Source organism: Acinetobacter sp. 742879 (assembly GCF_000588535.1).
Taxonomy (GTDB): Bacteria; Pseudomonadota; Gammaproteobacteria; order Pseudomonadales; family Moraxellaceae; genus Acinetobacter; species Acinetobacter pittii.
The window spans coordinates 506,786-522,428 of sequence record NZ_JFYC01000001.1 but is presented as its reverse complement, the minus strand read 5'-3'; the positions used below and the strand labels follow the sequence as shown (position 1 = coordinate 522,428).

Genomic DNA, 15,643 nt, shown 5'->3' with positions numbered 1-15,643 from the left:
TTTTACCGCCCTAAACGCTTCTTTTGATAACGATGAAACCACTGCGCAAACCATAATGCCAGAAAAGCTACACTTAACGATAAAACAATAAGCCTTTGAATAGCTGCTTCTGTATCGGGCTGTTGCATTAAGCTATACATGGCTAGAGGCAAAGTCCGTGTTTCATTTGAAATATTACCCACAAAGGTAATGGTGGCCCCAAACTCCCCTAAACTGCGGCAAAAACATAAAATAGCACCAATTAAAATGCCACTGCTGGCAAGAGGCAAAGTGACATGAAAAAATGCCCCTAAAGATGAAGCTCCTAATGTCTTTGCTGCCATTTCTAAACGCTGATCGACCAGTTCAATCGCTAATCGAATAGATTGCACCAACAGTGGAAAACCCATCACTGCCGAAGCAAGAACGGCGCCTTTCCAGTTAAATGCAAAATCAATTCCGAGTGGGGCCAAATATTGCCCAATAATGCCGCGGCTCCCAAAAACTTGTAAAAGCAAATAACCAGGAACTACTGGCGGTAGTACTAAAGGTAAAAACACCAATGTTTCAATGAATGACTTCCCCCAAAACTCTTTACGTGCCAAAAACCATCCCACACAAATTGCAGGAATAATACTGACCACAAGACAACTTGCTGCCACCTTACAAGAAAGTTGCAGCACACTGAGCTCTTCTGGGGTTAAAGAAAACATCATGGCTTGACTGGAGCCAACACGCTAAAGCCATATTTTTTAAAGACAGCTTTGGCTTGGTTGCTTTGTAAAAATTGATAGAACTTTGCTGAGTTTGAGTTCTTTTTAATCATCCCTACAGGATAAATAATTGGTGAATGGGTATTTTCCGGAAATATGCCAGCTACCTTCACGTCTTTACTAATCGTAGCATCGGTTGCATAGACAATACCGACCTGACATTCACCTCGCGCAACAAAGTTTAATGCAGCTCGAACATCTTCTGTTTCAACTAACTTTGGCTCAATACGACTCCACCAACCTAAGTTAGTAAAAGCTTGTTTAGCATATTTGCCTACAGGCACACTTTTGGTATCTCCTGTACAAATCTTGCCTGTAAACACTTTATTAGGATCTGTGGCTTTATCTAATTTTATGTTTAATGATTGCCCTTTTGGGGTAATTAGCACCAAACGGTTACCTAATAAATTTATACGGTCATTTGCTGCAACTCGTTTTTTGTTTTGCAGATATTCCATCCACTGGGTATCTGCTGAAATAAAAATATCAGTTGGTGCTCCAGCTTCAATTTGTTTAGCTAAGGTCGATGAACCTGCATACGAAGTTTTAACTTCTACTTTATTTTGTTTTTCATAAATTTTTTCTAAATCGTTAATCGCATTGGTTAAGCTCGCTGCTGCATAAACGGTAACCGATTCAGCCTTGGCTGGAACATTAAAGACCAATCCTATGCTGAAGACTGAATAGGCTAAAGCTAACTTTTTTATCTTCGTATCACTTACCATTATTTTTACCTTTTTGTCGTTTTTGCAGCGATATATACCCAAGAATATAGCGCTACATGAAGATTATGAAAAGCATAATTCATTAACTATAGATGTCTGGAATGCAGCAGTGCTTTTTCAGCACGTAATTTGAATTAAGCAAAAGCTATACCAAATTAAAAGATTTCATGCCTAAACAATCTTTTATCTTAACCTTTTAAATAGCTACTCATGATTTGATAATCATGTTCTAAGGCTTGTCGAGCATTGATTTCCATTTGGCGGTAATGCTGTAAGATTTTCTGGCCCAAAGGTGTAACGGCTGCCCCACCACCATGTGTTCCACCTGTTTGTGTTTCCACTAACGCTGTTTCAAAGCACTGATTCATGGTGTCGACTAACTGCCATGCACGGCGGTAGCTCATATTCATAGATTTTGCAGCTTGTGAGATCGATCCCGTTCTCTCAATTGCTTCAAGTAAGTCTGCCTTACCCGGACCAAATGCGATGTTTTGCTCTAAAAGAATTCTAATTTGTAATTTTAAGTTTTGTTCTTTCATAGACTTAGTTCACAAAAGTTTATTTTATGCTCGCTAACATTATAGGGAAGTTTAACAAGCTAAGACATATACAAATTTAAATCTCAATTAGCTCTTAAAAAGAGTCTTATTAAAAAAATCAAAACTGCACAAAGTGGATAAAGATCTGGAAAAAACGGATAGAGGCAAAGGCTTAATCGCGGTTCAATCATTTAAAAGCTGATTGATTGGAGGATTGAGCAATGACCTCATCTAATTTAAAACAATGGAATGATTTTATAGATGGATGTATCGACTTCCGTCCTAATGATGGCGTGTTTCGTATTGCACGTAATATGTTTACTGAGCCTGAACTATTTGACTTGGAAATGGAACTTATTTTTGAAAAGGTTTGGATTTATGCATGCCACGAAAGTGAGATTCCAAACAATCATGATTTCCTAACCGTTCAAATTGGCCGTCAGCCGATTATTGTGAGCCGTGATGGTAAAGGCGAACTACATGCCATGGTCAATGCTTGTGAACACCGCGGTGCGACCTTAACACGTGTTGCAAAAGGCAATCAATCTACATTTACCTGTCCATTCCATGCTTGGTGCTATAAGTCAGATGGTCGTTTGGTTAAAGTCAAAGCGCCTAGCGAGTACTGTGAAGATTTTGATAAATCAAGCCGTGGCTTAAAACAAGGCCGTATTGCCAGCTATCGTGGATTTGTATTTGTAAGCCTTGATACTCAAGCAACAGATACGCTAGAAGACTTTTTAGGTGATGCAAAACTGTTCCTTGATTTAATGGTTAACCAGTCGCCAACCGGTGAGCTCGAAGTATTACAAGGCAAGTCATCTTATACTTTTGCAGGTAACTGGAAGCTACAAAATGAAAATGGCTTAGATGGCTACCATGTCAGCACTGTTCACTATAACTATGTCTCTACGGTCCAACACCGTCAACAAGTCAATGCATCAAAAGGTGCGGAACTCGACACGCTCGACTATAGCAAGTTGGGTGCGGGTGACTCAGAAACTGACGATGGCTGGTTCAGTTTTAAGAATGGCCATAGTGTTTTATTTAGTGACATGCCAAACCCAACAGTTCGTCCGGGCTACAGTACAGTTATGCCGTATATGGTCGAAAAATATGGCGACAAATATGCTGAGTGGGCAATGCATCGTTTAAGAAACTTAAACTTGTACCCTAGCCTATTCTTTATGGACCAAATTAGTTCACAGCTTCGTATTGTTCGTCCAGTGGCATGGAACAAAACCGAAGTCATTAGTCAATGTATTGGGGTTAAAGGTGAATCTGCTGAAGCACGCCGTAACCGTATTCGTCAGTTTGAAGATTTCTTTAATGTGTCGGGCCTTGGTACACCAGATGATTTAGTTGAATTCCGTGAACAGCAAAAAGGTTTCCAAGCACGTCTTGAACGTTGGAGCGATATTTCGCGTGGTTGTCAGTCTTGGGAATATGGCGCGACCAAAAACTCGCAAGACTTAGGCATTCAACCCGTCATTACTGGCCGTGAATTTACCCATGAAGGACTCTATGTAAATCAACATGGGCACTGGCAACGCCTAATGCTCGACGGCTTAAACAAGAAAGCCTTGAAAATGCAGGATATTACTTTTGAAAATAATGCCGTAATGGATGAGGTGTAACCATGTCACAAGAACTACATTTTGCTGTATCTCAGTTTTTGTACAAAAAGGCAGAGCTTTGTGATGCTTATGACTGGGATGCCTATCTAGAGCTTTACGATGAAGATAGCGAATATCATATTCCACAGTGGATTGATGACCATAACTATGTTCAAGATCCAAATCAGGGTTTGTCTTATATTTATTATGCTGACCGTACAGGCCTTGAAGACCGAGTATTCCGTATTCGTACAGGTAAAGCAGCATCTGCAACACCGTTACCACGTACTTTGCATAGCATAAACAACATCCGAGTTAAAACATTGGATGATGGATTAATTGAAGCAAAAGTTGCATGGCAAACGCTTTATAACCGTCAAGGTTTAGAAGGCTGTTTTTACGGACACGCTACTTATCTTTTACGCCAAACAGCAGATGGTTTCCGCATTCGTCGTCAGCATAGCATTTTGCTGAATGACAAAATTGATTCCGTTTTAGACTTCTATCACGTTTAAGGGGAATGAAAATGGGACATTCAGTTGCACTTAACTTTGCCGATGGCAAAACCTTTTTCATTTCGGTAAATAACGATGAATTGCTGCTTGATGCAGCAGTTCGCCAAGGAATTAACCTCCCGCTAGATTGCCGTGAAGGTGTTTGTGGTACCTGTCAGGGTCAGTGTGAAACCGGCATTTATGAACAAGAATATGTTGATGAAGATGCATTAAGTGAACGTGATTTGGCTGAGCGTAAAATGTTAGCTTGCCAGACGCGTGTGAAATCAGATGCAGCTTTTTATTTCGATCATGATTCTGCTATCTGTAACGCTGGTGATACCTTAAAAATTGAAACCAAAGTGACTGCGGTTGAGCTAGTTTCTGAAACGACAGCAATCTTACATCTTGATGCAAGCAGTCACGCTGAACAACTTCAGTTTTTACCGGGTCAATATGCTCGTTTGCAAATTCCAGATACTGAAGATTGGCGTTCTTATTCTTTTGCAAATAGACCAAATGCAACCAATCAATTGCAATTTTTAATTCGTCTCTTGCCAGATGGTGTTATGAGTAACTACTTGCGTGATCGCTGTAAAGTTGGACAGACCCTACTCATCGAAGCGCCACTTGGTAGTTTCTACTTACGTGAAGTAGAACGACCACTGGTTTTTGTGGCGGGTGGAACAGGTTTATCAGCTTTCTTGGGAATGCTAGATAACTTGGTCGAACAACCTAACTCACCTGCAGTTCAGTTGTATTACGGCGTAAATAATGAAACTGACTTGTGTGAACAACAGCGTTTACATGCCTATGCTGAACAGCTACCAAACTTTAGTTATCACCCGATTGTGACTAAAGCAACCGAAGCTTGGCAAGGCAAAGCGGGTTATATTCATGAGCACTTAAATAAAGAACAATTGGCCGAGCAGGCTTTTGATATGTATTTATGTGGTCCACCGCCAATGATTGAAGCTGTTAAAAATTGGTTAGATGAACAATCTTTGCAAAACTACCGTATTTATAGCGAGAAGTTTTTACAGAGTAATACATCACGTTGAAGTATAAATAATTTAAAAACCACTAAAACCTGAAATGATTCAATATACTCTGTAGGGGGTATATTGAATTTTTGCATAAAAATTAAAAGTTAATATATATCAACAATATAAAACAATAAATTCCGACAAAATAAATTGACCAATTCACTCGGATTTGCTATAAATTTTGATAGATCTTAAGGAATAAGATCATGATGAGATTAACTTATAGCGCCTTTTATATCCCCCTATTCTATTTCTCGAATGTATTAAATTGATGGACAAAATCCGAATTAAAAATTTGAGGAAATCACATTAATTAACGGATAAATTGGTCTGTATTTTGCTTATATCTCATTGTAATTTGCGAGTAACTTAATTTTTTAAGTACCGTATTTACTTGCTGTGCAGTGAAAGTTTAAAGCTTTTGCAATACAGGTAAATACAGGAGTGAGCCAAAAGGGATATATATGAGCCAAGCCAACTCCCCCGAACTCAGTGGACGTCATTTTCAAAATGAGTCTATCTTTACCAATCATAATCTGGTGTTTGATCATCACGATTTAAGCGAAACTTGCCGAAATGTAGGCCAAATTTTTAAACCGCATGATCTTAAAATCTCTCAGCAGAAGCGAGATTTCAGTGCAACCATGCACCATGTTAAAACAGGCGCACTGTCTATTAGTCGCTTGGAATATGGTGCGGATGTCATTATTGAACCAGATCACCTTGATAGCTTTTACTTAATTCAAATTCCAACTCAAGGCTACGCAGAAATCGAGTTTGGTTCTCAAAAGTTTATTTCTTATTCTCAAGTTGCATCTCTTATTTCTCCTCAGCAATCTTTACGTATGCGCTGGCACGCAAACTCACCACAGCTCATTCTAAAAGTTTCAAAGGATGATTTTACTTACCACTGCCGTCAGCACATTGCCGATTCAGAAAATAACTTACTCGTTTTCGACCCAAAATTAGACTTTTCTACACAAAGTGGAGCCTACTTTTTACAGCTCGTTAGAACATTAATGGATGCTTTAGCATGTGAGCAACATCCACTCCATCATCCTTTAGCTTTTAAACAGTTTGAGTCAAATTTGTTTAATGCGCTCATTTATGGTCAACCCAATAACGCATTACATAAGTTTGATCATTATAAAGAAAAAACAATCTCTCCTTATTTCGTGAAGCGTACAGAAGCCTATATTAAAGAACATTTACATGAGCCGCTTAATGTCGAAATTTTGGCTGAACATGCAGGCGTGAGCGTAAGAACCCTATTTACTGGTTTTAAAAACTATTTGGGTACTACCCCAATGTCTTATCTTAAAGAATTACGCTTTGAACAAGCTCATTTAGAGCTGATGCATAATGAAAATCTATCGGTCACAGACGTTGCATTTAAATGGGGATTTACTCACTTAGGTCGTTTTTCTCAAGAATATAAACGTCGTTATGGTGAATTACCTTCTTCGACTCGCCGCTCTGGGCACAGTGAAGGCTTAGGCTTAATTACTTCAATTTTTTCGTAAACTAAAAATAGATAAAGCCTTTTATATCAATAAACATAAAAGGCTTTTTTTATGACTCAAAAATGATGAACATAGCGAACTTGTAGTCGTGTTCCCTCTGGACGATTTTCTGCATCTTGCTCAAAATAAGCATTTGCAACCAAATGATCATTTTTAGAAAAACTATACATCGCACCAGGGCCAATTGCCCAGACTTGCTCACGTCTACCTTTGACTTTTTCACCATCGACTTCAGTGTCAGTGACTTGTTTTAGCCAATAACCATTTAGTCCTAAACGGAACTGTTCAGTAATAGCATAGTCTGTTGCGAAGTTTGCATGAATTGCTTGCCCAGCTTGCATATCATTTGCTCCAGCAAACGCATAGCTCGGGTCATCATTTTTAAAGTTGTAGAGATAATGGATGCGTGTTGAAGCAGTCCATTTGGGATTAAACCAATATGTGGCAGCCCAATAAGGATCAAATGAAACAGCATTATTACTTGGGTTAATATCTTTTTGTTGATCGTATTCGCCCGTAGGTAAATTCACCTGAAACTCAAAACGATGTACAAACTTCGGCCCTTGCGCGCCCATGACTGGATCGAACTGAATAAAAGGTCCGATCATGATATCCCCAAAGCCGCTTTGGGCCTTAATTGCAGCATTATTCAAGCCATCATCCATGTCCATTTTGCTGACAAAAGGAATTAAAAAATTTATGCCTAGACTGGCTTTATCTTTTACTCGAACATTCGATAAATAACTAACCTGTTCAACCAGTACTTGATAATTTAAATCTGTTTTAGGTAAACCAAGTTTTTGTCCATTGGCATCAACCAGTTTATTGCTATCATAATTTTGAAAATAGGTTTGAGCATACCAGCCGGACCCTGCAGGTAATCCACCATCGAGAAAGCTGGTCATGCCTAAATTTACGGTCGGTAAATCATAGGCATGTGTAACCCACGGCAAACCTAATAATGTCCCTGCTAAAAAGCCATGTTTAATTAAAGTACTTTTCATCTTCTTATTTCCTATAAAAAATCACGACCGGATTGATCGTGATTGTGGTGAATTAATGTGCTAATTCTGGATGCTCTGCGGCAATCCGATACTTTCCTGCGTGGAATACCAATGGTTCACCTTGGCGTTGTTGGTATTGTTCAATCTGACCAATAAAAATCAGGTGATCGCCGCCTTCATACTGATTTACATTGCGGCAAACTAAGGTTGCGAGTGCATCGGACAAAATTGGAACGCCTGCATTGCATTGTTGATGGGCAATACCTGCAAATTTATCTTCAGCACCCCGAGCAAAATGTCCAGAAAGCTGATGATGCTCTTGTGCCAACATGTGAATGGCAAAATATTCAGCTTCTACAAAATCAGACAAACTTGGCGCTGTTTTTGAAAGACTCCACAAAATTAATGGTGGGTCTAAAGACAGCGACGAAAATGAATTGGCTGTCATTCCTATTTTTCGACCATCTTTACCACGAGTTGTAATCACGGTAACGCCAGTTGCAAACTGTCCAAGCAAATTACGGATTTCTCTTGGGTTTTCAGCATTAATCGCTTGTAAAGCTAAAGTTTCAATTGTGTCCATTTTTCATATCTCCCTTTGACTATGACCTAGGCTAGTTTTGCTGCGGTTTTTGAGGTCATGAATGCTTGAGCCTGATTTGCATCAAACCACCAAGGAGCAAAAGCACGCGGATCATCAAAGTTATTGGCCATAATGGAAGCAATGCTCTGGTTTTGGCTTGCGGCTGCTAATAGCTCAACAACATGGGGTTGCGGTGGTACTAACAGGCTATTGGTCCAAGCCACCACTTTTTCTGCATAAGCCCAATAACGTTCAAAGGTTTGAACCATCCATTGTTCGCTAAAGCTTTGATTATCATTGGCTAAAATGGCATCGAAATAGATTTTGCTACACTTAGCAGCGTTGTTTGAGCCTTGACCAGTAATTGGGTCATTCACCACCAAGGCATCTGCCATACCAAAAATTTTCTTGCCAGATGGTAAGGTTAAAACGGGTTTACGTACTGTCGGCGGGAAACGTCCTGCTAAATATCCACCAGCATCGGTTAACTCAACATTCGCGCAGCGTTCATATTCCCAAGGCACAAATTTTTTGAGTAAATCCAAACTGCATTGCAGATGCTGTTCAGGTGTTTTGACATCTTGCCAGCAATCCATTGGCCCATTTGGAATACCTTCAAACACCATAATGTCGCAAGGACCATTTACTGTAAGTGCTGGAAATGAAAAGTATTCGCCCACTTCTGGAATAATATTAAAAGTCACACGAGAGTATGGCGAAATTGGCTTCATGTTTTTGACATAGGTCAATGCCAAAGCGCGCTGCGGTTTATCGAAAACACTTCGTACATCATCACGCTCAAACTGTTTAACGACTTCACCTTTACCAGCCGCGAGTAATACAAGTTCGTAGTCGTTTGCGAGTTGTTCTAACTCTTCTATTCCCACATCCTGAATTACCAATCGACCACCACGGCGTTCAAACTCTTCCATCCAATATGGCATTTTGACGCGTTGATCGACCGATTGAGCGTAGCGCTCAAGACGAGCACTCCATTCAAATGCTTTACCACCATTTTCAGGATTGACTAAAGCCATCCCAATACCTTCTACCGCTGGACATTGTTCTTCCCAAAAATTCAGTCCCAAGTCACGTTCAGTTTGTAAAGCGGTATGAAACATACACTGGCTTGACATGACTTTGCCTTGGCGGATTTCATCGGCAGTTCGGTTGGTGATCATTGTCACGTCATAGCCTGTATCTAATAAGCCTAAACCAAGCTGTAAACCAGACTGTCCTGCTCCAACAATTGCAATACGGCGCATAATATTCTCCATAATTTTCTAAATGTGCTTTTAAAACGCTGTGCTATTCGGCTAAACGTGGAATAGCGGGCTGTGATCCTTCAGGGCCCATCACTGAATAGCCACCGTCGACTGCATAATCTGCTCCGGTGACAAAACTCGCAGCGGGTGACAATAAAAACAAAACCACGTTGGCGACTTCTTCGGGATGACCCAATCGGCCTAGTAAGTGATAATCGGCTGCCACGCTATCGGCTTTTTCACGGTTATTACCGCTGACTTCTGCAATGACACGAGACCATGTCCAACCCGGAGAAACCGAATTGACGCGAATACCATCGGCAGCAAAATCCATTGCCATGCTTTGTGTGAGTTGACCTATCGCGGCTTTAGACACTGGATATAACCAGCGCCCTGTTTGTGCCACTTTGGCCGAGATTGAAGTAAAATTAACGATTGAACCTTGCTGCTTTTTTAGGTCAGTGTATAAAGCACGGCTCAGCTCAACTGTGGAGACCAAATTAATATCGAGTGCTTGTAACCAGTCCTGACGTGAAGATTTAAAACCATCATCTAAGTAGGTACATGCCAAATTTACCAAGTAACTCACTTCACCTAAATGTTGGTGAATATCGGCCACAGCTTGTTGAATAGCCGCATCGCTGGTTAAATCGGTTTGAATAAACATCACATCATGATTAAAGCTTTCTGCAATTGCCTTGCCTTTGGCATTGATATCTAAAATAGCGACATGAGCACCTGCACTCACCAAGGCTTGCACAACGGCTTTGCCAATGAGTGTTGCACCACCACTCACCACAGCAACTTTTCCTTTTAAATTTATATTCATTGCAAATACTCCTTAATTGACTGGCTTGCCTTCACTACTTGACCAAGATGGCATCAACGTATTTGAAGGAAGATCTTCATCAAGAAGTTTTCGAGCTGTCTCGACACCTGCAACTGGTAAGCCTGTTGGGTCTAATAAACCAATTTGAACAAGTACAGACGCTTGGTCCCAGTAAATATGCTCATGGCACAACTTTGCCCCTCTAAACTGGATCACACCTAACATTGGAATTTCGACATATTTACCAGTCGGTTTTACACCTGGTAATAACCAGTCAATTTCAGCGTCGTGGGTAAAGCTCATAATGAATTCGTCAACCACTTGCGTTGAGCCAACCGTACGAGAGATCGAAGTGATCTTCATATCTTTCGGGTTTTGATGCACAAAGTGATATTGATAAAAACGGGCAAGCTGGCTTTGGCCTACACCGCCAGTTAAGGTTGGAATATGGTTGACATAAGGTTCAGCAACCATCGTTGCCATGGTAGCTGGTACGTCACGCGTATCGAACTCATGCCGAATATGCTCTTCCCATAGTGCAACTAGGTCATATTTCGGCCCAATCGTTTCATGTAGAGCTGTTACTGTACGTTCATGGGCAAAGCGCGCTGAAGGTTTGTGGTAATGGTTGCTTTTTGGTCGTGCAAAAGCATGATCAACACCTTCATAAACATAAGCTTGTACATTTGAATATTGGTTGGCTGCATCGACAATCGTTTGTCTCGCATCTGGCGGTGTAAATTGGTCCAGTTTTGCAATATGTAAAACCAAACGTCCTTTTACGTTGGCTAACTCATCTAACGCCTTTTCAATGCCTACACCGTAATAACCTACAGCACATGCCACTTCCGAAAGTCGACAACCCGCAAGATAAGCAAGCTTTCCACCCAAACAGTACCCCACCACACCGAGGCCTGTAGTGGTATCACATTCTGGTCGTGTCTTTAAAAAAACTAAGCTGTCCTGAATATCTTCAACACCTAGGTTTTCATCATATTGCTGATAAAGTTCAAAAGCTTTTTGAAAATCATCTGGTGTATAACCCAGTTCGATATTAGGTGCTACACGCCAAAATAGATCAGGAACTAAAACGGTATAGCCTTCTTCTGCAAGAAATTCTGCTTTTTCTCGCATAGCTGCATTCACCCCAAAGATTTCCTGACAAAGCACCACTCCAGGCCCTTTTCCTATTTCTGGTGTTGCTAGATATGCACTGAACTGCTTTCCAGATGCTGTTTTAATTTGAACGGTTTGCCCAGCCATAGTGTCAACTCCTGACATTGTTATGGCTTTATCTTCTATCCGAATATTTTTTTAGGCTGTCCAAAAGCTGCAAGCACTATCCAATCTCTGCGCAATTATCAAAATTCATCAAACTGGATAAAAACTTTAAAAACAAGAAACATCTATATTTCAAAATCTTAAACTAAAAAATTAAATTAATGCTTTTTATCTAATTTGGAAAAAATGGATGAAGATTAGGACTTATTGGATAGTGACGATTGGCTAAAAATAGTTCAATCAAGTCATGTAATTCGTTTGATTACATAAAAAAAGCCCAGTCATTTTCTAAATTAAGGCGTTTATTTATGCATCGACCATGGCCACTTTATGGACAACAAAAAACGTTAATGCTCATCAATATTTTATGTTGTAGTGCATTTTCTACTCAGGCTTATTCAGCGGATGAAGAATGGAAATTTACATCAAAAAATGCATATATAGACAGAAATTATGACAATCCAGATGTAAAAGATACAGGTAGCTGGTCACAATCGGTTTCTCTATTTTACAACTCAAATATGCATGATACGCCGTTAGAAATTGGAGGAACCCCGATTCAAATTGGCGCAAATGCTTCAGCACAATATGCGGTTCGTTTAAGCCAAGATAAACATGTTGCAGATACAGTATTACCTTTTGATAAAGCCACACAGTCCCAAACACCTGATTATCTAAAATATGGCGCGACTTTAAAGTTAGGCTATAACAAGACACTACTCAGCATTGGTGAATTATGGCTGGATTTACCCGTAACCACTGTAGATGCAAGTCGACAACTTCTAACGTCTTATTGGGGAACTAATCTTAAAAGTCAGCTAAACGATAAGCTTTTTGCAGAAATTGGCCGTATTGAAAAAGTATCACCGCGAAATGAAGAAGATTTCCATCGATTTTCTTTTACTTCAAAAGGTGTGACTGGCTACTCTGATGGCCTTAACTATATAGATCTTCGCTATCAATTTACGCCTACGTTGAAGGGTGAATATTACTTTGGAAATATGGAGGATTTATATAACAAACACTATGTCGGCGTTGATCATATATGGAAAAATTCTAATTTTTCAGTTAATTCAAAATTCAAATATTTCAATGCTAAAGATAATGGAAATCTTTTTGACATCGACGCACAAAATGTAGGGTTATTAGAAACACTTAAAGTAAAAAATCACAGCTTTGGTGTGGGTTATCAGCAAATTATTGGTGAGTCTGCTTACCCATTACCAGATGGTTTCTTGCCTGAAACTTATTTCATTAACTGGAACACGACTGGTTTCTTCAAACAAGATGAAAAGTCTTATCACTTCATCTATGGCTATGACTTTAAAGATTATGTGCCTGGTTTAAATACCACTTTCAAATATGTATATGGCAATCACTTTAAGACAGCAGATGGCTTAAAAAATAAAGAAAGTGAAGCAAACGTTATTGTCAATTATGCCCTTCAACAGCCATTCCTCAAAGGCTTAGCTCTTCAGTACATCTTCATCAATTACGACGTTAAGCATGGAAACGATTTCTCTGAAAACCGTTTCTTCGTCAATTACAGCAAAAAATTTTAATGAATAAGGAATACATATGAAAACGATAGACGCAAACACGATTATCAACCGCGAGAAACTGTCTCCATTACAGTGGATGGTTTTTATCCTAGGCTTTTTTGTCTTTTTCTGTGATGGTCTAGACACAGGAATTATTGGTTTTATTGCTCCAGCATTGCTGGATGATTGGGGAATTACCAAGCCTCAACTCGCTCCTGTTTTAAGTGCTGCCTTAGTCGGGATGTCGATCGGTGCAATCATTTCTGGGCCTTTGTCCGATAAATTTGGACGTAAAGGTGTCATTGTTTTTACAAGCCTTTTATTTTCAATATTTACAATTTTGTGTGGCATTGCCGACTCGACCCAAGATTTAATGATTTATCGTTTTATTACAGGTGTTGGTTTAGGTGCAGCCATGCCAAACATCAGTACGATTGTCTCTGAATATATGCCTGTAAAACGTAAAGCATTCCTCACAGGCCTTGCTGGCTGTGGTTTCATGCTCGGTATTTCTTGCGGCGGTGTGCTATCAGCTTATCTATTAGAAAGTTATGGCTGGGCTAAGGTGATTATTATTGGTGGAAGCATTCCGCTTATTTTAGTGGTTGCTTTATTGCTTAAATTACCTGAATCAACGCAATACTTAATTACACGTCATCAACAAGACAAAGCTCAGCGTATATTAGAAAATATTCAAGGCCATTCTTTTCAAGAACCTGTAAAACTTGTTTTAACTCAAGCAGAAACTGTATCAGATGAAAATCCGGTTAAAGTGGTTTTAGGAAAATACCTGTGGGGTTCAAGCATGCTTTGGCTCTGCTGCTTTACTAGTCTGTTGGTATTCTATCTTTTAACAAGCTGGATGCCAACGATTTTAAAAACAGCAGGTTTCAGTACCCAACAGTTTAGTTTAATTGCCGCGATTTTCCCTTTTGGTGGTGTAATTGGCGCCACCATTATGGGATGGTACATGGATAAACTGAACCCAACCACAGTGATTAAATATTCATATCTCATTGCTTTCGGCCTATTCATTGTTGCAGGTCTAGTAAGCTCAAATATTTTCTTGTTAGGTCTTACTATTTTCTTAATTGGTGCTTTACTCGCTGGTGCTCAGTCCTCATTACTGCCACTTGCAGCTATGTTCTATCCAGCAGTGTGCCGTGCAGTTGGTGTTTCATGGATGCATGGTATTGGCCGTATCGGTGCAATTTTAGGTGCTTTCTTTGGCTCACTCATTTTTACTTTTAACCTAAGCTTAAGCGGTATTTTCTTTATTCTTGCGCTACCAACCTTCATCTCATTTATTGCACTTAGCCTGAAAGTAATTTATGAGAAATCTAAAAACAAACAAGTGTTAAAGCTCGAAGAAAGTCTATAAATATTAGGCAATAAATAAAAAACTGATTTAGTTGCCTAAATCGGTTTTTTATTGCGAAAAATTAAATATTAGAAAATTTTCCCTTTAGTCTCACTTGGATTTTCTCCAAATTCTTCACGATACTCTTGAGAAAAACGACTTAAATGGTTAAAGCCCCAGTCATAGGCAAGCTTTGAAATAGAAACCTTTCTATCTGCTCCGGTAGTGCTCAAAATCTTATAAATTTGTTGGAGACGATATTTTTTTAAATACGACATTGGGCTGGTGCCATAGTATTGTTGAAATTCATCATACAATTTTGATTTTGAAACTCCTGCAAGACGCTGCAAGTCTTCTGCACAGATTTCTTCATGCGCATGTTCAATAATAAAATTACGAACCTTACGGATATAAGCTGGTTCATCTTGATGTGAGAGTGACTTTAAGGCTTCAGAGTAGTTATTTTCTTGAGACAATAGTAAGGCTTTAATTACAAAATTTTCATAGTCTTCAGATAACATCTGCAAACCATAAAAATTACTATATTGCGATTTTAGCTGTAAAAAATTCTGAATATTCTTCCACCATGCACCAATCAGTTGCTCCGAGTCCAGATGCATTTCAGGGTTAAAAATGATAGGCGTTTCTATAGGTTTATTCAGTAGATCTGCAAGGACAATCTGCATACTTCGCTCAGGAATAACCACCTGAAATTTTCTGCAATCTTTATCAATAATCAAATCTTGTTGATCGTTATTTGAAACAATAAGGCCTCTGTTTTCATCAGACTGATAATGAGCGCCACGAATGTTGAGAGCTTGTCGACCTTGTATAGGCAAACTAATGCTATACGCTTTTAAATTTGAGATGTTAATGGCAACGTTTGCACCATAACTGATTGTACCGATTGCCATTTTTTTATTAGGCAAACGCATTCCGTCATAGTGAAAATCGAGAGTGTCTTTGTAAATTGTATCTAAACGGTGTTCACCACAAATTGTGGACATCAGATTCTGCGCAAATTCAGCCTTGCGTGAATAATGATTGAGTTCCGTCTGTTGGCTGAGTGATATCATATCCTTTTC

15 protein-coding genes are annotated in these 15,643 nt (G+C 39.4%); 6 read left to right on the top strand and 9 right to left on the bottom strand.

What is annotated here, in order from left to right:
- Positions 1-2: 2 nt before the first annotated feature.
- The 3 genes from modB to J690_RS07255 form a co-directional block, all read right to left on the bottom strand.
- Positions 3-695, bottom strand: coding sequence for a molybdate ABC transporter permease subunit (modB, locus tag J690_RS07265; RefSeq protein ID WP_000971585.1), 693 nt, complete (start codon positions 693-695; stop codon positions 3-5).
- Positions 692-1,477, bottom strand: coding sequence for a molybdate ABC transporter substrate-binding protein (gene modA, locus J690_RS07260; RefSeq protein ID WP_032006181.1), 786 nt, complete (start codon positions 1,475-1,477; stop codon positions 692-694). The genes modB and modA overlap by 4 nt, the downstream gene beginning before the upstream one ends.
- 188 nt (positions 1,478-1,665) lie before the next feature.
- On the bottom strand, positions 1,666-2,016 hold the full coding sequence (locus tag J690_RS07255) for a winged helix-turn-helix domain-containing protein (RefSeq protein ID WP_032035055.1): 351 nt from the start codon (positions 2,014-2,016) through the stop codon (positions 1,666-1,668).
- Between the two features lie 221 nt (positions 2,017-2,237).
- On the opposite strand from J690_RS07255, the gene antA reads away from it, so the two are divergent.
- From antA to J690_RS07235, 4 genes are all read left to right on the top strand, one after another.
- On the top strand, positions 2,238-3,653 hold the full coding sequence (gene antA, locus J690_RS07250; RefSeq protein ID WP_032035053.1) for an anthranilate 1,2-dioxygenase large subunit: 1,416 nt from the start codon (positions 2,238-2,240) through the stop codon (positions 3,651-3,653).
- Positions 3,654-3,655: 2 nt separating this feature from the next.
- On the top strand, positions 3,656-4,147 hold the full coding sequence (gene antB / locus J690_RS07245) for an anthranilate 1,2-dioxygenase small subunit (protein WP_000076809.1): 492 nt from the start codon (positions 3,656-3,658) through the stop codon (positions 4,145-4,147).
- Between the two features lie 5 nt (positions 4,148-4,152).
- Positions 4,153-5,187, top strand: a complete 1,035-nt coding sequence (antC, locus tag J690_RS07240) for an anthranilate 1,2-dioxygenase electron transfer component AntC (protein ID WP_081405085.1) — start codon at positions 4,153-4,155, stop codon at positions 5,185-5,187.
- A 449-nt stretch (positions 5,188-5,636) separates the two neighbouring features.
- Positions 5,637-6,695, top strand: a complete 1,059-nt coding sequence (locus J690_RS07235) for an AraC family transcriptional regulator (protein WP_032035046.1) — start codon at positions 5,637-5,639, stop codon at positions 6,693-6,695.
- Between the two features lie 56 nt (positions 6,696-6,751).
- Here the strand turns inward: J690_RS07235 and J690_RS07230 are convergent, their stop codons facing one another.
- From J690_RS07230 to J690_RS07210, 5 genes are read right to left on the bottom strand one after another with little or no spacing between them, the layout of a single operon-like run.
- Positions 6,752-7,699, bottom strand: a complete 948-nt coding sequence (locus J690_RS07230) for a SphA family protein (RefSeq protein ID WP_032035044.1) — start codon at positions 7,697-7,699, stop codon at positions 6,752-6,754.
- Between the two features lie 52 nt (positions 7,700-7,751).
- Positions 7,752-8,282: a flavin reductase family protein gene (locus tag J690_RS07225; RefSeq protein WP_014206712.1), complete on the bottom strand. Its 531-nt coding sequence runs from the start codon at positions 8,280-8,282 to the stop codon at positions 7,752-7,754.
- Between the two features lie 26 nt (positions 8,283-8,308).
- Positions 8,309-9,547, bottom strand: coding sequence for a styrene monooxygenase/indole monooxygenase family protein (locus tag J690_RS07220; RefSeq protein ID WP_032035043.1), 1,239 nt, complete (start codon positions 9,545-9,547; stop codon positions 8,309-8,311).
- A gap of 43 nt (positions 9,548-9,590) precedes the next feature.
- Positions 9,591-10,376, bottom strand: coding sequence for an SDR family oxidoreductase (locus J690_RS07215; protein WP_032035042.1), 786 nt, complete (start codon positions 10,374-10,376; stop codon positions 9,591-9,593).
- Positions 10,377-10,388: 12 nt separating this feature from the next.
- On the bottom strand, positions 10,389-11,639 hold the full coding sequence (locus J690_RS07210; protein ID WP_032035040.1) for a dienelactone hydrolase family protein: 1,251 nt from the start codon (positions 11,637-11,639) through the stop codon (positions 10,389-10,391).
- Between the two features lie 368 nt (positions 11,640-12,007).
- Between J690_RS07210 and J690_RS07205 the strand changes: the two genes are divergently transcribed.
- Positions 12,008-13,219 carry an OprD family outer membrane porin gene (locus tag J690_RS07205; protein ID WP_228132994.1) on the top strand — a complete coding sequence of 404 codons (1,212 nt, stop codon included), beginning with the start codon at positions 12,008-12,010 and terminating at the stop codon, positions 13,217-13,219.
- A 16-nt stretch (positions 13,220-13,235) separates the two neighbouring features.
- Positions 13,236-14,579 carry an MFS transporter gene (locus J690_RS07200; RefSeq protein ID WP_032035035.1) on the top strand — a complete coding sequence of 448 codons (1,344 nt, stop codon included), beginning with the start codon at positions 13,236-13,238 and terminating at the stop codon, positions 14,577-14,579.
- Positions 14,580-14,647: 68 nt separating this feature from the next.
- Here J690_RS07200 and J690_RS07195 read toward each other — a convergent pair whose 3' ends face one another.
- A complete protein-coding gene (locus J690_RS07195; RefSeq protein ID WP_017481170.1) occupies positions 14,648-15,634 on the bottom strand; it encodes an AraC family transcriptional regulator in 987 nt (328 codons plus the stop codon).
- Positions 15,635-15,643 lie beyond the last annotated feature (9 nt).